This is a genomic window from Vibrio profundi, assembly GCF_005281835.1.
Lineage (GTDB): Bacteria > Pseudomonadota > Gammaproteobacteria > Enterobacterales > Vibrionaceae > Vibrio > Vibrio profundi.
In genome coordinates this window covers 274,416-293,714 of the sequence record NZ_RZIS01000002.1, presented here as the reverse complement: position 1 = coordinate 293,714, position 19,299 = coordinate 274,416, and the positions used below count along the sequence as shown (strand labels likewise).

Genomic DNA, 19,299 nt, shown 5'->3' with positions numbered 1-19,299 from the left:
CATCCTTTTACGAAATGAGACAGTAATATGTTGAAAAGTATCTTAATTACAGGCGCGAACGCAGGTTTAGGAAGAGAATCAGCTCGCCAGTTAGCATTGGTCGATGGCACTGAAAAGATCTACCTTGGCTGTCGAAACTTAGACAAAGCCAAGGCAGCCAAGCACGCATTGGAGCAAGAAACAGGCAAAAACATCTTTGAAATTCTGATTATCGATGTCGCCAATACCGAATCAGTGAAAGCCGCAGTGTCCGCACTTAAAGAGCCTGTTGAAGGGCTAGTCATGAACGCAGGCGGTGCTGGCGGTAAGGAGTTTAACCAAAAGACCTCTGATGGCGTGATTCAGCAATTTGCGGTCAATGTTCTCGGCCATGTGGTACTGACTGAAGAACTCCTTAAAGCCAACAAACTCACAAAAGTCGCCGTCTACGCCGGATCAGAAGCCGCTCGCGGCGTCAAAGAAATGGGCATGGAAACGCCCAATCTGAAAACCTCATCGATCGATGAATTCGCCTCCATTTGTGACGGTTCATTCTTCGGTGAAGTTGCCGATTCACAAATTCCGTATGGCCCAACCAAATACATGGGCGCGCTATGGATGTCATCGATCGCTCGCCAATATCCAGAAATTCGATTTGTCACCATGAGTCCCGGTGGAACCAAGGGCACTCAAGCATTAGAAAGCCTACCAACGGTCAAAAAATGGATGTTCCAAGGCATGCTGCAAATGATGTCTTGGTTCGGCAAAGTGCACAAAGTAGAGGTAGGAGCGAAAAGGTTCGTCAACGCTTTGCTTGATGACTCCTATAAAAGCGGCGTGTTTTACGGAAGTAAATCTGGCATCTCAGGTCCGCTTATTGAGCAGAGCACCTTGTTCCCTGCTCTCGATAACGCTGAGTTTCAAGACAATGCTAACCAAGCGATCCACCGGTTCATCCACTAACCAGATCCTATTTAGATTAACAAAGAGAGGAATTTATTATGCCAGCTTACATGTTAACTTTTGTCCGTATTCACGACCATGAAGCTCATCAGCGTGATTACCTAATCAAAGCTCACGCCATTTTGGAAAAACATGGCGGCAAAGCGCTCGCCGTCACGGACGATGTTGATGTCCATGAAGGCAATATGCCTCAAGGGCGCGTGATATTAGTGGAGTTTCCATCGAAGCAACATGCTGAAGCCTTTTACACCGATCCTGACTACCAACCACTGAAACAGTTAAGATCGACGCTATTGGACGCTGACATGGCTATTTTTGATGCGATTAACGCAGGTCAATCGTTATAAGATTCGTAAGCCACAAACTCAGCATCAAGATACTCCGTTTGAGATTGGCCAAATCATTTCTCAAACGGAGCTGTCACTTTGTGCTCTATTCTATAGGCTAAGCTGCAATACCTTGCTCACGAATACGCTTCACATTCAGGTTCATTAAATGGCGTAAGCCATAGCGAAACAGTACTTTCTTGACTCCCGATAAGTTACTGCCATATTCCTGATAGAAGCTATCAGGTTGCTCGTAAACCCCATAGTCATCTGCAATACCGTCACTTTGAATGTAAGTATCCTGTCCGTTCCAATCAATTTGCGGCTTCTTCAAGCATTTGGTCGCAATACCGTAGCCAGAAAACGCTTCACTGCTGTCTGCAAAACGAGCCTGTACCTGCTTAAGGTATGACCTATCAATGATATAGCCTTCTAGGTTGACCCAAGCTTCGTTGACATACACTTCGACCCAACTGTGAATAATACGCTCAGGCGCAATCATGAATAAATAGTTAGGGATCGCTCCACGCTGCAATTCGTTATAAATCGTAAAGCCGTGGAAACGTGTCGCCACTCCGACCGCTCTTAAAAGCGCCATTAGCAATGTGCCTTTGGTATTACACTGACCATAGCCATCTTGTAGAACCTGGCTCGCGGGTAAGCGATCATCGGCGTTGTAACCGAATTGGATATCATCACGAACAAAGGTGTAAATTGCGCCAACCGCATCGTACGGTGAAAGTGTGTACCAGTCTTTGGTCGTCACTAGTTGTTGGATACTTGGATGTTCAAAATCCAGCATAGGTGTGGTGCTAAGAAATTCGTTTAATTGAGTCGTCATGGGCGTGCTCCTTTTCGTTGATATAAGGAGGATACCGCCCCGCTATCGAGATAAATTGAATAAACTGGCTAATATGAGCAACTAAACTTTTTCGAAATTAATGTGGCCTAAAAATAGCATTGGCTTGGCGTATCGTCATGCCGAAAGTCTTACGAAAAGTCCGGCTAAGATGAGCGCTGTCGGAAAAACCCGCCATATGCGCCGCTTCCGTTGCTGACATACCGGAAAAAATCGCTCTGACAGCACACAGTATTCGACACCACAGTAAATAAGGCCGCCACGGCACCCCAACCTGATCACTAAACACATGCAGAAAGCGGCTTTCTGATAGAGCCAAACTTTCTGCCACTTCAGCCGCTCGCCACTGATTCGGTTTGATACACTCCCCACCTAAACACTGCTGCAACTCAGCTAATAATGTTTGAATGCGCTTATCTTGCACTTGGCTTTGATTGACCAGTTCGAACTGCTGGACAATGCCCATGGTATTGAGAAGCGGAGCAAGTAATTGAGAAAGCTCTTCGCCACACTCCATCGTTGGAGAAGAGAAAAGCGGTATATCGAGCGCCATAAAAGTCTGTTCAGACAGATGCTGTTCAAGTTCACCACCAAGGACGCTTGTCGGCTCAACCAATAAGATCCAACCTTGTTCCATGTTCAGTTGATGCTCAACATTAGAGCCAATGATCAAAGGCGCGTTGATCCGTTCTCCATCCAAAATGCATTGCGTTCCTTGCAAAGGCCACGCGAGTTGAATGGCGTGGTGCCGATGGGCATCGGCATCAATGGAAGCCCCATAAATAATCACTAACCCCGGTTTAATCCATACCTTAGATTGCATCTCGTCCCTTAAATTTACTCACCACGACTCATTCACGTTATTGCCTGCACTCCATTTATTGTAATCGAAGTCATACTTGGCCTAAATGTTGTCGTTTTTATTCAATACCCTCGCCCCGCCTTTCTCTATTCTTGCTCCCACAACGCGGCAGTGGGCTTTCCATATTCGCATCGTTTATTAGGTAATTGAAGCAATGTTAGAAATCAAAAAACTAGAGGCAACAAGCGTTCTTAGCACACTAAAAGCCGAATATTTTTCACACACCACCGATCCATTAGACGGCATGTGGCACTTTGGGTTTGCCCCAATGGCCCAACATTTTGGGTTTTACGAACACGACCAGTTGGTGGGTTTTTGCTGTATTAATAGCGATGATTATCTGCTGCAATATTACCTGTCACCACACGCAATGACATCGGCAGACGAACTGTTTGCATTGATAGCTCAAGATAACAGTAACGTGATTGGTACTATCAATGGCGCTTTTGTAAGCACATGCGACCCCAAATTTCTGTCGATGTGCTTAGACAACAGCACATCAATTAAGGTTAACGCTCTAATGTACTGCGGCATTCATAAAGCTGCTTCGAAACCTGCAAACATCTCACTGACAGAGGCATTCGAAGATCAGATCCATACCTTTGTTGAATTTGCAGCCCATGCGATTGGGGCACCTAAAGAATGGCTAACGAGTTACTTTGGCAACTTAATCGCAAGGCGCGAATTGTTTGGTTACTGGGAAAAAGGTCAGCTCGTCGCGAGCGGTGAATGCAGAAAGTTTGATGAACACCAAACCGAGTTCGCAGACCTAGGCATGATTGTATCGCCTGATTATCGTGGGCAAGGAGTCGCAACAGAAGTTTTGCGAGCGCTTATCCTACTCGCTAGTTCTCAGGGCTTAACCCCAATGTGTTCAACAGAGAAAACCAACATTCCAGCACAGAAAGCGATAGCGAAAGCTGATTTACTCACTCACCATCGCTTACTTCAAGTAGAGTTTAAGTAAGTACACAGGCCTTTTCATCCTTCTAGCGTATGCTTTTGGTAATATGTCATAAGGTTAGAGAGTCGGGGAACATCATGCTCCATTGGATTATTCCATCATCCAGCAAGCTGAGTCACTTAATTGAGTGTTTTTGGTTTATTGAGAAAGCGTCAGGGTCGGGGGAAAGCTTCCCAAAGCTAAATCCAGATCCTTGTGCACATCTAATTTTTGCGCCGAGCTCTGAACCTTATGCTTACACATGTGATACACATTCTGAGTCTGGATTAGGCAGCCATTATTTATATGCGCACCAGAAAACCTTTGAGTTAAACCATTCAAAGCCTTTCACTCATTTAGGGGTAAAGTTCAAAGTGGGTGTGCCTTATACCTTAGCAGTAAGTGAAAACAATGAAGTGACATTAGATCGCGCTATTCAATTAAATATCAGCGAGTTATTGAACCTTTCAGACGCGAATCTAAACGACTTGTTAGCATCAGCAAGGCATCGCCCTGAAGATTGCATCGCGCAGTTGGAAACCCTGCTCTCTCCTTGGTTCGAACAAGCTAAAGGTGATCAGCATAGTCAGTTAACCAACAAGGTTGTCGATGAATTACAACGTTCGGTAATTTCAGATCTGGCTGACAAGCTTCACTGCTCACAACGCACCATTGAGCGAAGTTTTCGCCGTGTTACTGGACTAACGTTAAAGCAGTACCAAGCCATGACCAAGCTTGAGAAGATGCTGGAATATCTTCATCAAAAGCAGTCAGAACAAATCGACTGGGTAGATGTTGCCTTCGAATTCGGCTTCAGCGACCAACCGCATTTGATCCGATACTTAAAACAACAAATCGGTACCACCCCGACTCAGTATGTTTCTGAGCGAGGCTTTACTATCGATATCTACGGTAGCGTTAGCTCATCGTAAGCCTTAATGAGTAAGCTCAACATGATTAGAAAAATGCAAGATTCGGAGCTCAATACCATAGTGTCACTTTGGTATCACGCATCAGTGCAAGCCCACAGCTTTATCGATGAAACATTCTGGCGAAACCAAATGACGCCAATGAAAGAACTCTACCTACCAAACAGTGAAACTTACGTTTATGAAGAAAACGGTAATATCCTAGGCTTTATTTCTTACTATCAAGGTTTTATTCCAGCTCTATTTGTTTCTCCTACCGAACAGTCTCAAGGTATTGGAGGCCAGCTATTAGCATTTTTAAAGGCTCAACATAAACAACTCAAACTTACCGTTTATGCTCGAAACCATGGAGCGCAGCGCTTTTATTTTGCTCAGGGTTTTACGGAAAGTGACCGAAAGCCATGCGAACATACTGGTCATGAAGAGGTATTGATGAAATGGTGTCAGGAAGCACTTTAACCATATCCATGCACACTTTTATTTGATAACAGTTGATTAAGCTGAAGTCAGCTTCAACTGGCGCCATAAACGGCCATCAATAGCCGAGAGTCCTAAAGCAATCAAACCCATCCCGACCAAATGGATAGTTTCTAGTGACTCATTCAAAAATAACCACCCTAAAAGAATCGCGGAAACTGGGACCAGTAAAGTCACTAGAAGCACGTTCGTAGCCCCTGCTAGCTCCAAAATTTTAAAATAAAGTACATACGCCGCTGCAGTAGATACCACAGCCAACCCCACTATTGCTCCCCATGTTTCTATATTGACTGAGCTGATATCAATAGCCCCATCTACAAAGAACGTTATTGGAAGCAAAATCAGAGTTGAAGCCGTTACCTGCCCTGCAGCGGTAACCAAAGGATTTACTCCCAGAGACTTAAACCTTCGACCATAAACCCCTGAAAACGCATAAGAGATAGCGGCGAATATAATCGCGAGTTGGGCCATTAAGCTGCTGTTACCACCTAACGCAGGCACTCCTATCATTACGACAACGCCTGTAAAACCAAGGATAACGCCGACAAGTTTCAATGGCGTTGGCTTCTCATCTGGTAAAAGAATACCTGCAACCACAACCGCAAAAATTGGAGTAGCTGCATTTAAAATAGAGGCGACCCCTGAGGCTATCTGCGTTTGTCCCCAAACAATCATCACAAAAGGAATAACATTGTTAAGCAGCCCCATCCCCAAAAATGCTAACCAAACTTTTGTCTCTTTCGGTGGACGTAACCCCAAAGCAGCGACAGCGCCCCACAAAACCAGCGCAGCGATACCTACTCGTAGGGTAACAATGGTTAAAGGAGGAGGAGAGTGGACTGCAACCCCTACGAAAAAGAATGATCCCCCCCATAATACCGAGAGCAAGATTAACATTGCCCAAACCTTGGTACTCATAGTGTGATTGATGGTAGCAGTCATGTGATTCACCCGTTTAGCGATAAGTAATGAAATAGTAGCGACCGCCACCTAATAGAAACATCCGTTTCTTGCGCCATATTTAAAGTTATCGATTCAAGCATCTAAAATAATTAGTCAGCAAGAATCAGATGTTATTGTAGAAGATGATGTGATGAAGTATTAACCATATCAATAAAAGAGAGATTTCTGCCATGCCTAAGTTATCTGAAACTGAAATGGACTCTGCTGTTACTCGCAGAGACGCCTCATTTGATGGGCAGTTTTACTATGGTGTCATTACGACAGGAGTTTTCTGCCAGCCATCTTGCTCAACAAAAGCAGCCAAGCCGGAAAATCTTAGATTTTTCTTTCATACAGAATCCGCAATGGCTGCAGGCTTTCGCCCATGCAAGCGCTGCTGCCCGCTAAGAATCAATGACAGAATCGACAAACTTATCGAAATCGCTCGCTATATCGAAGTGCATGCAGACGAGAAACTGACGTTGACCCAATTGGGCAATATTGCCAATTTGTCTTCTTCTCGACTACAAAGGCAATTTAAAGAAACGTTTGGTGTATCTCCGAAACACTTTCATGATGCCGTCAGAATGCGAAAGTTTAAGCGTAGTTTGAAAGATGGAAGTGGAATTACCGATGCCATTTACTCATCTGGATTTGGCTCACTAAGCCGCGTATATGGCGAAACGACGCGAAGCATTGGCATGTCACCGAAGGCCTATCGGGCGGGTGGTCAGGGAGAGATTATACATTACGCGTGTAGACAGACTGCATTGGGACAGATGGTCATGGCGGCCACTGAAAAAGGCGTATGTTCTGTCCAGTTTGGCGAGACACGAGAATCCCTTGTGGCTTTACTAGTTGAAGAGTTCCCAAAGGCACAACTGATCCTTTCTCAGGCACAAAATGCCCCCGAGCTTGATAACTGGATGAGCGCACTCGACAATCATATTTCTCATGGCGCCCCTAAACCACAGGTGCCATTAGATATCAAAGGGACCGCATTTCAAATTAAGGTCTGGAAGTTCCTGATAAGTATCAACGAGGGAGAGGTCATGAGCTACGGTGAAGTAGCAGCACAAATAGATAGCCCGAAAGCAGTCCGAGCAGTTGGCACCGCTTGCGGAAAAAACCGTATTAGCATCCTCATACCTTGTCATCGAGTCTTACGGAGCAATGGCGATTTAGGGGGCTACAGGTGGGGGCTAGAACGAAAAAAAACTCTTCTCGATATGGAAAAGAAAACACGCTAAATGATACTTTGGCTTCTTAGTGGCCAGCAGATTATCAAACGTACTTTGAAGGCTGCATCTCAATTAGCTCAAGACAGTGTTAAAACAATCAGATTGATAGTAACGGAGATTAAGTAATGTATGAGTTTTTAGTTGGACTAGAAGTGTCAGACAACGATATCTATGCCGATTACCGTGCAGCCATGAAACCTATTCTGACTTCGTATGGCGGCAAGTTTGGGTTCGATTTCATCGTTTCCGAAGTTTTACGTTCTGAAGTCGATGCTCCTATCAATCGAGTTTTTACAATTAACTTCCCAGATCAAGCAACAGCAGAAAGCTTCTTTTCAGATGACCAATATTTAAAAGTTAAAACTCAGTACTTTGACGCCTCTGTTGTTCATACAACGATCATTTCTAGTTATAACAAACAACCTTAATCATCCCTTTCAACAAACTGCAACACTAAGCACTTCCAGTATTGAAGGTTCACGAGGCAAGGGGCCATTTTATTTGGCAGTATGACTAGCGGCTCAACAGGGGCACGTAATGAGTAAATTTCCATACAGCTAAAAACCATTACAAGTCATTGTTTATATTAATGTTAATAGGTTTTTCGTGGTTGTTTTATGAATTCAATAAGGGATAATCTCGACTTTATATCTCTATATGGATTATTGATACTGTGAAACTGAAAAAGCTAACCCCACTACTGATGCTACTCTTCGCATCGGCTCATACTCAAGCTCAAGATATTGTCGAACTTATTGGCCCCTACAATGTAACTGCTGAACAAGCACAAAGTTCAGTGGTTCATTTCTATTTGCCCTCAGGCAGCATTGGAGTAGTTGGCCTGACTGGAGGGGATGAATTTGCTGAAGCTGAAACTCCGAGTGGTATTTTTGACGATATATCAGAGAATAAAAAAACGCTCTTTCTTAGAACACAATTAAGCGAAGGTGACTCAGTTACAGCCGGAATCAGCACTAAATGCGGACTTAGCTTATCTGTAGTCATTCATACCATCGCCAAGAGCACGAATGAAGGCACGATTAAGCCTAAACTATCGATTAATACCGCAAGTAGCTGTTCTTAAAAGCGCGAACTTCATATGGCACCCTAGCGTCAACGGTATACTTTGGCGCTATATTTTCTTTTCTATCTAGATTTCCCCCTTTCCAACACAACGCCAGCCCTGACTTTCCTGACCACTTTCAATCAAAACCTTCAACCAGGAATTGTTCCGAATTCACATTACCTTGAGCTTAGTTCCCAAATGGGGCGTTAAATCCTAGATAAAAGAATTAGCACTCTTGTTGGTTATGTCTAAGCTTTACTCTGAATATTGAATGTTATTTCATCGAAACCTATTGACTTAACACATAACAAAACAGTCAAGCTGAAAGCCAAAACATAGAGTTTTGATTTCGTATGGTTCAGTGTTGTGGGCATAGTGTTTTAGGTTCAGACGAACGCTATCAAGACTTATTAGCGAACCATTCCCTTACCCGGCTACAAGGAACTCAACTATGAAGTCTATTGTTTTTGAAGCGCAGAAACCGCTTAAAGATAGCTATGCGAAAGATCCTAGCTTGGCTATGGTGACCGACCACGCCATCACTTCCGGTGACAGTGTTGTAGATCCTTACCATTCCATCGTTCAACCTATGGATGGCTGTGGGGTATCGATACCCGTTGGGGTTCATGCAGCTGTCGGAGGAAAGCACGACGCCCCAACACCAGGAGATATCCTATGCGCAGCCTTAGCGGCTTGCCAAGATTCATCTATCCGAATGGTCGCTAACTTAATGGGCATTGAATTGATCGAATTAGAAGTAACGGTGAAAGCTGTGGCGGATGTCCGAGGAACTCTGATGATGGATAAGTTAGTTCCGGTAGGATTTCAAAAAATGACCTGTGATGTAAAAATGAAGGTAAAAGACGGAACGGATGCGAAACAATTAGAGCGGCTTCAGTCAGCGGCAAAAGCATGCTGCGTCGTTCAACAAACACTTAAATCGCCCCCACCAGTCGAGACAAACTTTATCTCCTAACGCACACACGCTATGGAGTTAACGATGAAGCTGTCTTTGAACAGTGTGAGAGTACAGCCCTAGGCTTAGAACGCTATTAGCGTTGCTCACCACGCTTATCGACGTCAGTAATGACCAACATCATCACGTTCATTTTTGGTTATTGTCCCCCCTTTCAAACTGCACTGCTGCTGTTTGCGTACTCTCCAACTTCCTATCAGAACCATTCATAAAACCAACCGTAAGAGAGAGACTAATAAGCTACTAAAATATCAGATATAACTCCTTACAAAACGAAGCGAATAAGACAACATTTCCAAGAGTTTTGATTACTTTTTCCACCCCATGGATGAAACAATTACGCATAAGCAGCAATGTCAGTCCCTGTTTTTGCTTTTTCTTTTAAGCGACCTGCTGTTACTACTCAACTAACACTCACAACGTTACGAGGCTTTCCATGAAAAAACACCTATTAATCGCAGCATCGCTTTTCACGTCACACGCCACTTTTGCAAATCAACCGATTGAGTTAGGCATGTGGAACAACGTCAACCCTGATACTCAAGGTGTCACTCGTTTGAAAATAGAGGAAAACAATGACACTCATATCATTCAAGCATGGGGGAGCTGCTCACCGGTCGATTGCGAGTGGGAACCGACAACATTGCATTTTCTATCAACCCCACCAAGTCCAACACTTATTGGTGAGGCTATTGCGCGTTGGGATAATGACTTTTCGAAGCGAACATTTGTGTTTAAGCCTGAGGGAGAAAAGTTAATCGTCGAATCTTATGTCGTATTTACGGATGACTCAGATCGCCGCCCATACAAGCAAACGGCAATTTTCATGCGCCGATAAAACGCAAAAAAGAGCCACTAAAAAGTGGCTCTTTTCTTAATCAGTAAGCAGTCTAGATAGGTTTATGCTGTGAACAAAACGTCAGGTAAAGCCTACACTCCGAACCTCCTAATATCATTCCCTCAGCGCTTATGCCGTCGAGATTCTTGTTGCGGTATACTTTGAATTCGCCAATGCACTGGGTATCTCGAAAAGAACGTGTACGCGATCACTTCTGAATACGAAAACTTTCCTGTCACAAACATGAAGAAAGAAAAAACAAACGCAACAATAACAGCTCCGCAATAGGCACAAAGCATACCCGCGGAAAGCATTAGGGCTGCAGCTCCTAGTTTCATCACTCCGCTTTCAACTTGATGATCCAAAGGGATATGCCCATAAAGACCAAACAACAACAGAAACTCTTCCAAATAGTAACAATAAAATATACTACCTAAGGAAGCCCCACAAACCGCCACATACCCTGTAATTCGCTGATATTTTATCGGCAACTGCCTATATTCTTTTATTTGATTTATTAAATACTTAAGCACAATTCAAACCTCCATGACAGTATTCTTAAAATCGAAAACCATGAGCACACAAGGGATCGATCTACACCGACGCAGAGTATTCTTAAGTTAAACAAACGGAGCAATATCTCTCAGGTAAAAGTCCAAGCATTATGGAAAGCCTGAGAGGCATGACAAAAAAGAACAGCAATAAGGATAAGTATTTACAGGCTGGCGTAAGAAGAATCGTGTCTACTATTCGACGACGTACCCCCCCCAACTACGTTATTCATACATAAAAAAAGAGCCACTCGAAAGTGGCTCTTTTTATTAATCAGTAAACAACCTAAATAGGTTTACACTGTAAATGAAAGCTTAGTCTAGCTCGACCAGCTGCTTTTCAAACTCTTTGTGTTGAGCTTGAACAGCCTCTTCTGGTTCACCAGTAATTAGGCTCACAACTACAATAGCAATTGTAGAGAAGATGATTCCCGGTACGATTTCGTACACATCGAACCAACCGCCAGTGAACTGTTTCCAAAGTACGATCGTCACACCACCGATAACGATACCTGCTAGCGCGCCATTACGGTTCATACGAGACCAGTACAGGCTAAGAACAATTGCAGGACCAAACGCAGCACCAAAACCAGCCCATGCATAAGATACTAAGCTTAGAACTGAGCTATCTGGAGTCATTGCTAGGAATAGTGCTACCAATGAAATACCGATTACTGCAATACGACCAACACGAACGATGTCGTCTGACGTTGCGTCTTTCTTCAGTACTTGCTTGTACAGATCTTCTGCAAGTGCAGATGAAGATACAAGTAGTTGTGAATCGGCAGTACTCATGATTGCTGCCAAGATTGCTGCCAGTAGAATACCTGCAATTACTGGGTGGAACATTGCGTTAACCAATAACATGAAGATCTTTTCACCGTCGTCTAGCGCTGCTGAGCCAGAGTTCGTTACGTAGATAAGACCCACAAGACCAACCAGCATTGCACCTACCATTGAAAGCGCAGTCCAAACTACCGCAATGCGGCGTGCTGTTGTTAAGTCAGCGTTAGTACGAGTTGCTTTAAAACGTGCAAGGATATGTGGTTGACCAAAGTAACCAAGACCCCATGCTGCTAGCGAGATGATCGCAATGGCAGACAAAGGCTCGCCTTTCGCATCATTCCATAGCGTTAGTAGCTCTGGGTTGATAGCAGAAAGATCACTAGATAGCTGGCCAAGCCCGCCATTCATTGCAGCGATTGGCACGATAAGTAGTGCTGCAGACATTAGTAGACCTTGAACTAAATCCGTCCAAGATACCGCTAAGAAACCACCAAATAATGTATAAGATACGACACAGACCGTACCAATGATTACCGCTGTTGTGTAATCAAGGCCGAATACCGTTTCAAACAACTTACCACCTGCTACCAAGCCTGAGCTTGTGTAGAAAAGGAAGAATAACAGAATGAAAAAGGCTGAAATTGTTTGAATCATCTTCGATGTATCATTAAAACGACGAGATAGGAACTCAGGTAGTGTTAATGCATTAGTCGTGATGCTGTATGTACGTAGGCGTTTAGCACTGATTAACCAGTTAGCCCAAGTACCAACTAATAGGCCACCAGCAAGCCAGAAAGCTTCAAAGCCAGCCGCGTAAGCGTAGCCTGGTAAACCAAGTAGCAACCAGCCACTCATGTCTGAAGCACCAGCAGAAAGTGCCGCAGGCCATGGGCCTAAACTACGTCCACCTAAAAAGTAATCCGTTGAATTAGATGTACGTTTGTAAGCAATAACCCCGATAGCAAGCATCATTATTAGATACGCAATAAACGTAGATGTTATTGCAAAACTGTTTTCTATCATTTGATAGTCCTCATTTTTATAGAACGCCTTCCCTGCTCTATTGAAACCAATAGAGAAACACCAGCTTAAATAACGGTAATTTAAGCTGGCAAACTTTTGAAAGGTTAGTGAGCGTCGTTACCAAGCTCTAGCAAGGTCGCGTTGCCGCCCACAGCTGTTATATTTATAGTTCGCGTTCGCTCGGTAATAAAGCGAAGCGATAGGTGTGAATCATGTGCAACGAGCATTGACACAAGATCCGTTTCTGACACCAAACTCACGATAGCACCGTCGCGTTTGGCAAGTTGCAAGTTGATACTTTGTTCAACTTGAGTGGAGCCGATATAACCCACACTTCTTACATCGCATTCTAGTAACTGCTGAGCTGCATCGTACGACACAACTTGTACTAGATTTGAAGGTAAGTTGGCTTGAGCGGCTGACTTTTCGACGTGGATATTAAGTTCCACGTCATCACTGCAAAGCAGCACGCTATTACCGGCTAACAGCGCAGCAGTAACCATCGCAATGGCGGCCTGCTGAGCTGAAAGTTTGTTGTCACACTCATCTAAAATGATCAGTGCAACGCCTCGGCCTGCTGCGTAAAGCTCATTGGTTTCCCCTGTCGGGCCAACCAATTGATGGCTTTCTTCTAGTAGGTTAGAGGCTTGTTGAATATGAAATGAGCTAACAGGGCCAAGTTCTGGCGCAAACCCTTCCAATTCAGATTTTAAAGAAAGAACGTGATCGCTCTTATGAGCAAACTCGGTCAAATTCCATTGTTCCCACGCAAGCAATGCATCAGAAAAACCTGTCACTTGATGAACCATGATACTGCTCCTTATGCGTTGTCTTGAGTGGTTGATTGTTGTGCCGGTGTGTCAGCAAAGTGCACATTGGTAAAACGGTACAAGTAGTGTGGTCCACCTGCTTTCGGTCCTGTACCTGAAAGCCCTTGGCCGCCAAATGGTTGTACGCCAACCACAGCACCAACTTGGTCGCGGTTGATGTAGCAGTTACCCACGCGAGCATGCTTTTCAATCCAACGGTAAGTCGTTTCGTTACGGCTATGGATACCCATCGTCAGGCCGAAACCAGTTTGGTTAATTTGCTCTACCACGTTACTTAGTTCGCTCGCTTTAAAGCGAACAATATGTAGCACAGGGCCAAACTGTTCTTCTTTCAAGCAGCTAATATCGGTAATTTCGAATGCACTTGGTGGAACGAAATCCCCTTGAGCGCATTCATCAGAAAGCGTTAATTGCGCCACTTTCTTCTGAGTCGCAGTCATGTTTTCTAAGTGCGCTAACAGCTTTTGCTTAGCGTTCGCATCGATAACTGGGCCCACATCCGTTTTGTGCAAATGAGGAATACCAACATGCAACTCATCCATCGCACCTTGAATCAAACCAACGATACGGTCAGCAATGTCTTCTTGAACGAATAGAACACGAAGCGCAGAACAGCGTTGGCCAGCCGAAGCAAAGGCAGAACGAATAACATCACGTACAACTTGCTCTGGCAGAGCCGTACTATCTACGATCATTGCGTTTTGACCACCTGTTTCCGCGATAAACGGGACAGGCTTAGCATCACGACTTGCAAGTGAAACGTTAATACGCTGCGCAGTAGGAGTTGAACCTGTAAATGCCACACCTGCAATCGCGTTATGCGAAGTTAATGCGCTACCGATTTCTGCACCACGACCTGGAAGTAGTTGAATCGTGCCAGTAGGGAAACCTGCTTCATTCATCAACTCGACAGCGCGTGCGGCAATCAAGCTAGTTTGCTCTGCTGGTTTCGCGACAACCGTGTTACCTGCGATTAATGCAGCAGTTACTTGGCCTAAGAAAATCGCCAGTGGGAAGTTCCAAGGGCTGATACAAACAAACACACCGCGACCTTCACGTGAAGATACGCGAGTCACACCATCAAAGCCTTTCAACTCAAATGGACCAAGGTTAGCCGCTTGTTTTGCGTAGTAACGACAGAAATCCACCGCTTCGCGGACTTCATCCACGCTATCGTGAATCGTCTTACCTGCTTCTTGGTGACAAAGCGCGACTAACTCAGCTAAGTTTTCCTCAAGTAGATCTGCTAGCTTCTCTAGTAACAGGCTCTTCTGCTCGATTGGCATCGCTTTCCACGTTGGGTAAGCCGCGTCTGCGTTTTCAATCGCAGCGGAAACATGATCAAGGTTTGCAAACGCTACCTGCCCCACATTAATACGGCGATCGTAAGGCGCTGTTATCGCTTCGACTGAGTGATCTACCTTGATCATGCTTTCGAATAGCGATTCGCCGTTGATCATAGGGCCAGCATTCCAGTTCTTATCTAAGAAGCGGTGAACTTCTTGCTCGAACTGGAGCGCTTCACTTTCAATATCAATGTTCACGCCGTAAGAGTTTTTACGCTCTGGGAACACTTGTGAAGGCAATGGAATCTGAGTGTTATTTAACGTATCAAACGCCAACAACATATCGACAGGGTGTTGGGTTAGCTCACTAACAGGACAACGAGCGTCAACTAGACGGTGAACAAACGAGCTGTTCGCCCCGTTTTCTAATAAACGACGAACCAAGTACGGCAGCAAGTCTTTATGGCTACCTACCGGTGCGTAAATACGCACTGATTGTTGATAAGCTTCCATCGCGTGGTTGTATAGGGAATCACCCATACCGTGTAAGCGTTGGAATTCGAAATCTTTATGCTCTGCCATCACCGCAATCGCAGTCACTGTATGTGCATTGTGGCTAGCAAATTGAGGGAAGATGTTTCCACGAACGTTGTCGCTTAATAGGAAACGAGCACACGCTAGGTAAGCCACGTCTGTCGCTTCTTTACGTGTGTACACTGGGTAATTATCGTAACCAGCTTGCTGAGACCACTTAATTTCACTGTCCCAATACGCACCTTTAACCAAGCGAAGTGGGATCATATCGCCCTGCTCTTTCGCCAAGCCGTTAAGCCATACTAAAACAGGTAATGCACGCTTAGAATACGCTTGAATTACTAAGCCAAACTTACCCCATCCTTTAACAAGTTCGCTGCGGTAAAGCTTTTCAAACAACTTAAGCGACAGCTCAAGACGGTCTGCTTCTTCTGCATCGATAGTAATCGCAACATCAAGTTCAATCGCGCGGCGCAGCAGCTGATCCAGCGTATCGCATAGCTCAGTTAATACGCGGTCTTCATTTGCCACTTCATAGCGCGGGTGCAAAGCCGATAACTTAATAGAAACAGAAGGCGCTGGGCTCTTAGGGTTTGAGTAGCTATCGCGGCCAACCGCTTCAATAGCCATTAGGTAATCTTTGAAGTACTTATTCGCATCCGCTGTGGTTAGCGCCGCTTCACCTAGCATATCGTAAGAATACGTGAAGCCTTTGTCGCGCATGCCGCGACCATTTTTTTGTGCTTCAGCAATGCTGCGTCCCAATACAAATTGGTGACCCATGACTTTCATCGCTTGGTGCATCGCTTTACGAATCACAGGCTCTGAAAGCTTGTTAACTAGGCGGTTAACTGCTTGAGTCGGGCTTGGAGATTGCTTCTCAGACAAACCAACGACTTTCCCCGTCAACATTAGACCCCAAGTCGACGCATTCACAAATACAGAATCAGAGCTCTTTAGGTGAGACTTCCAATCGGCAACGCTTAATTTGTCACGAATCAGCGCATCGGCTGTCGCAGCATCTGGAATTCGCATTAACGCTTCAGCTAAACACATCAACAAAATGCCTTCTTGAGTATCTAAGCTGTACTCAAGTAGCAATGCATCAATCATTTGGATCGAACTTTTATCAGCGCGGATCGCTTCGATTAGCTCAGTGGTTTTGCCACTAATTTGTTGTTTTTCTGTCTCAGAAGGCGTTGCAAGCGGTAGAAGCTGCTCTAGCCATTGTGTTTCATCCACCATATATAATGGTGAGATGAGTGACCACAGTTTGTCTAACGGTTGTTCAACAAACTCCGGCTTTAACACATCAGTTGCTGTAAACATGCGTTTTCCTCAATCTCACACCCGAAAAAGTCGGGATATCTACAATGGATGCAGTGTATTTTGAGACCATAAGGAATACTTGTCAAAAACTCCGAGTTTTTTGCTAAAAACTCGCTTTTATAACAAAACAAAAACAAGGTCACACATAAAAGTACAAGATAATATGTCGTCTGGTTTAACTATTTAACAAATATTTGCTTTTTATATTGTGACGGGGAGATGCCCTGCAGGCGAGAGAAGGTATGAGTAAATGCACTTTGACCAGAAAAACCACTTAATTCAGCAACTTGCCCTAAAGTGAGATGACCTTGTTCGATCAGTTTTCTCGCTAAATCGATGCGCTTTCCGAGAACGTATTGATGCGGAGTAATGCCCATTTGATCCTTAAAAAGCATATGAAACTGGCTCTCTCCGAGGAAAACACTGCCAGCTAGTTGTGCAACCGATATCTTATTTGACAAATGTTGCTCGATGTAGCGGTCGATCACTTCAAGATCGAATCGAGATTCTTTATGGGAAGTTTCAAAAACGGAAATATGACGTTGCAGTAACGCAATAACAGTGTCGTTACAGGCTCGGCTTAATAGCAGATCGTCGGGGCTAGACTGCATCTCTTGCACTAACATTTGGATCAGTTTCTGGATTTGGCCATCAAGCTGAAAATAGGTATTAGCACTCGAGAGTTGGTTTAACTTCTCAAGCATCAAAGGGTCATCGGCAGAGGGTGCAGGCATATTAAGCACTAAAATATCCGATTGGCCGACCACGCCACCGAAAGCATGATCAGAGCAAGCCGTCACGACACAACCTTGCCCAGGGCCAACTAAATTCCCTTTACCGCTAACTTCAAACTCCGCCTGTCCCTTTAAACCAATGACCACTTGAGTGTAGTGATGATCATGACAATCCATATGTGAAGGAAGCGTCACAATCTCAGCCGGGCGAGGCGAATGCTCGATTGGCTCCAGTGTGGCTGGTTGAATAAGTGGTGCAATTAATTTAGGCATGACAGTCAAAATTCCCGATCAGAGATCCTAAATAATACTCTGAATTTTCCTGAAGATGAATTTGTTAATAATCCTAATCCATCAAATTCTCATTTAAAGCTATTGTTCTTATAGATCATTTACCAAGATCATGGCGATCATGCTTCCGGAACAATGATCAAGTAGTGACAAGTTACGGCTCATGTATGGTCAATTTTCAGGCTTTTTCACATTTCGTCATTTTTTCGCTAGCAGCTCAAATTATTACTCTTTCGAAAGTGAAAACTGCTTGCTCGCCCGCTTTCTAGAGGCTTTTTAGTAGATTCATTATTGATAACAAGCTATAAATGGAACCGATAACAAATTTCCATCTAATAATGAAGATTAACTCAAATCGTTAATCTATAACTTTAAATTTAATTCTATTTACTATGCTGCAGGGACCTATGACCAACTTTCGAATTTCGGCGCTTTTACTCGCGCTATCCCCTTTTTGGGTATCTGCATCGGTATCAGCTGAAGAACTCAATCAAGTTGACCCAGTCACTGCTATCGATGAAAAATTAGACGCAAAAAGTAACGATATTGAACAACTTTCAGGTGTTCAAACTCAAGTAAATGACGAACTAAAACAGCTTCAGAATCAAAAATCTAAGCTAGAGCGTGAAGGGCAAGAGCTAAAAGCAAAACGCAATCGAGCTAAGTCAGCACTGGATAAACAGTACAGTCGCTTGCTTGAAGACCCTGAAATCGACCTGATCTCATTCCAAAAAAGCTACCAAGACTCTTGGACAGCAGTCAAAGAAAACCAAACTGAGCAGCTTGAGAATGAACAAGCACTCAGTGAAAGTGAAATTCGCCTCTCTCAAATCAAGCAAAAGAAAGCTCGTTTAAACAATGAGTTCGCGAATCTTGAAGAGTCAAAAGTTGAAGCTAGAGTGAAACGTATTGCCACTGAGCTACGTGAAAGTGCAGTTCTTGAGACCAGTTACTCAACTACTTGCTCATCAACAATGACGTTAGGCGAGTGTATTAATCAGGGTAAGCAGCTAACAAATCAAAAAGCAGTGAACACTTTCAAAGCAAAATTGCTTGAACAGCTCACCGAAAGTGGTTTAGCGAAACAAAACTTGCAAGGTGTTCAGCTAAACATTCATGTGCAAGACAGCCAAATCATTAAAAGTGGCTTCTCTGGTAACAATGCTTACTTCACGCAAATGCAAGCTCAACTTCAAGCAAAACCAGAAACGGTTGCGGCATGTAAGCTGCTGAACGTTTCTACTCGCTACTGTTTAACGGGTGATAAAGCCGCAAAAGTAAGCAAAAACGACAAGCAATGGGCAAACGTGGTTGTACGTTCTGATCAGTACAACGACTCCGTTACTGTGAATGGCGTAAAGTACGGCAGTACTCCTGTTGAAATTTTGCTGCCAGCGGGTCGTCACCAAGTCACCGTATCTAAAGACGGTTACGAAACCTACAACAGAAAGATCACAGTAAATGGCAGTGACACGATTTGGGTGAAACTTCTGCCAAATAAAAACAGTTAAGAACATAGCTTAATTCACAAAGC

General features: G+C 44.1%; 18 protein-coding genes. 11 read left to right on the top strand and 7 right to left on the bottom strand.

The features are described from left to right. The first annotated feature begins 27 nt into the window (after positions 1 to 27). Together ELZ11_RS06215 and ELZ11_RS06210 are read left to right on the top strand one after the other, a co-directional pair. Positions 28 to 942: an SDR family NAD(P)-dependent oxidoreductase gene (locus tag ELZ11_RS06215; RefSeq protein ID WP_137356517.1), complete on the top strand. Its 915-nt coding sequence runs from the start codon at positions 28 to 30 to the stop codon at positions 940 to 942. Between the two features lie 38 nt (positions 943 to 980). Then, a complete protein-coding gene (locus ELZ11_RS06210) occupies positions 981 to 1,289 on the top strand; it encodes a DUF1330 domain-containing protein (RefSeq protein ID WP_137356516.1) in 309 nt (102 codons plus the stop codon). Between the two features lie 97 nt (positions 1,290 to 1,386). Here ELZ11_RS06210 and ELZ11_RS06205 read toward each other — a convergent pair whose 3' ends face one another. Both ELZ11_RS06205 and ELZ11_RS06200 read right to left on the bottom strand, forming a co-directional pair. Then, complete coding sequence (locus ELZ11_RS06205; protein ID WP_137356515.1) at positions 1,387 to 2,109, bottom strand: transglutaminase-like domain-containing protein; 723 nt, start codon at positions 2,107 to 2,109, stop codon at positions 1,387 to 1,389. Positions 2,110 to 2,206: 97 nt separating this feature from the next. Beyond that, positions 2,207 to 2,950, bottom strand: coding sequence for an AraC family transcriptional regulator (locus ELZ11_RS06200; protein ID WP_137356514.1), 744 nt, complete (start codon positions 2,948 to 2,950; stop codon positions 2,207 to 2,209). 193 nt (positions 2,951 to 3,143) lie between these two features. Here ELZ11_RS06200 and ELZ11_RS06195 point away from each other — a divergent pair, with 193 nt between their 5' ends. The 3 genes from ELZ11_RS06195 to ELZ11_RS06185 all read left to right on the top strand — a co-directional run bounded on the left by ELZ11_RS06195 (position 3,144) and on the right by ELZ11_RS06185 (position 5,320). Continuing rightward, the gene (locus ELZ11_RS06195; protein WP_137356513.1) at positions 3,144 to 3,956 is read left to right on the top strand and encodes a GNAT family N-acetyltransferase; all 813 of its coding nucleotides are present in this window, start codon (positions 3,144 to 3,146) and stop codon (positions 3,954 to 3,956) included. A gap of 74 nt (positions 3,957 to 4,030) precedes the next feature. Beyond that, positions 4,031 to 4,864: a helix-turn-helix domain-containing protein gene (locus tag ELZ11_RS06190; protein ID WP_137356512.1), complete on the top strand. Its 834-nt coding sequence runs from the start codon at positions 4,031 to 4,033 to the stop codon at positions 4,862 to 4,864. A 21-nt stretch (positions 4,865 to 4,885) separates the two neighbouring features. Beyond that, positions 4,886 to 5,320: an N-acetyltransferase gene (locus ELZ11_RS06185; protein ID WP_137356511.1), complete on the top strand. Its 435-nt coding sequence runs from the start codon at positions 4,886 to 4,888 to the stop codon at positions 5,318 to 5,320. Positions 5,321 to 5,356: 36 nt separating this feature from the next. On the opposite strand, the gene ELZ11_RS06180 is transcribed toward ELZ11_RS06185, so the two are convergent. Then, positions 5,357 to 6,280 (bottom strand): DMT family transporter, encoded by a 924-nt coding sequence (locus tag ELZ11_RS06180; RefSeq protein WP_137356510.1) that lies wholly within the window; start codon positions 6,278 to 6,280, stop codon positions 5,357 to 5,359. A gap of 191 nt (positions 6,281 to 6,471) precedes the next feature. Between ELZ11_RS06180 and ELZ11_RS06175 the strand changes: the two genes are divergently transcribed. The 5 genes from ELZ11_RS06175 to ELZ11_RS06155 all read left to right on the top strand — a co-directional run bounded on the left by ELZ11_RS06175 (position 6,472) and on the right by ELZ11_RS06155 (position 10,401). Next, positions 6,472 to 7,530, top strand: coding sequence for a bifunctional transcriptional activator/DNA repair enzyme AdaA (locus tag ELZ11_RS06175; protein ID WP_137356509.1), 1,059 nt, complete (start codon positions 6,472 to 6,474; stop codon positions 7,528 to 7,530). Positions 7,531 to 7,646: 116 nt separating this feature from the next. Further along, on the top strand, positions 7,647 to 7,949 hold the full coding sequence (locus ELZ11_RS06170) for a DUF1330 domain-containing protein (RefSeq protein WP_137356508.1): 303 nt from the start codon (positions 7,647 to 7,649) through the stop codon (positions 7,947 to 7,949). A gap of 245 nt (positions 7,950 to 8,194) precedes the next feature. After that, a complete protein-coding gene (locus ELZ11_RS06165) occupies positions 8,195 to 8,605 on the top strand; it encodes a hypothetical protein (RefSeq protein ID WP_137356507.1) in 411 nt (136 codons plus the stop codon). Positions 8,606 to 9,038: 433 nt separating this feature from the next. Next, on the top strand, positions 9,039 to 9,563 hold the full coding sequence (locus ELZ11_RS06160; RefSeq protein WP_137356506.1) for an OsmC family protein: 525 nt from the start codon (positions 9,039 to 9,041) through the stop codon (positions 9,561 to 9,563). 436 nt (positions 9,564 to 9,999) lie between these two features. Further along, positions 10,000 to 10,401, top strand: a complete 402-nt coding sequence (locus ELZ11_RS06155) for a hypothetical protein (RefSeq protein WP_137356505.1) — start codon at positions 10,000 to 10,002, stop codon at positions 10,399 to 10,401. 866 nt (positions 10,402 to 11,267) lie between these two features. Here ELZ11_RS06155 and putP read toward each other — a convergent pair. From putP to ELZ11_RS06135, 4 genes are all read right to left on the bottom strand, one after another. Then, positions 11,268 to 12,758 (bottom strand): sodium/proline symporter PutP, encoded by a 1,491-nt coding sequence (gene putP / locus ELZ11_RS06150; protein WP_137357023.1) that lies wholly within the window; start codon positions 12,756 to 12,758, stop codon positions 11,268 to 11,270. A gap of 107 nt (positions 12,759 to 12,865) precedes the next feature. Further along, complete coding sequence (locus tag ELZ11_RS06145) at positions 12,866 to 13,570, bottom strand: 1-pyrroline-5-carboxylate dehydrogenase (RefSeq protein WP_137356504.1); 705 nt, start codon at positions 13,568 to 13,570, stop codon at positions 12,866 to 12,868. An 11-nt stretch (positions 13,571 to 13,581) separates the two neighbouring features. Beyond that, positions 13,582 to 16,740, bottom strand: a complete 3,159-nt coding sequence (gene putA, locus ELZ11_RS06140) for a bifunctional proline dehydrogenase/L-glutamate gamma-semialdehyde dehydrogenase PutA (protein WP_137356503.1) — start codon at positions 16,738 to 16,740, stop codon at positions 13,582 to 13,584. A gap of 179 nt (positions 16,741 to 16,919) precedes the next feature. Next, positions 16,920 to 17,747 carry a helix-turn-helix domain-containing protein gene (locus ELZ11_RS06135; protein ID WP_137356502.1) on the bottom strand — a complete coding sequence of 276 codons (828 nt, stop codon included), beginning with the start codon at positions 17,745 to 17,747 and terminating at the stop codon, positions 16,920 to 16,922. Positions 17,748 to 18,172: 425 nt separating this feature from the next. On the opposite strand from ELZ11_RS06135, the gene ELZ11_RS06130 reads away from it, so the two are divergent. After that, positions 18,173 to 19,276, top strand: coding sequence for a PEGA domain-containing protein (locus ELZ11_RS06130; RefSeq protein WP_137356501.1), 1,104 nt, complete (start codon positions 18,173 to 18,175; stop codon positions 19,274 to 19,276). The last annotated feature ends 23 nt before the right edge of the window (positions 19,277 to 19,299 follow it).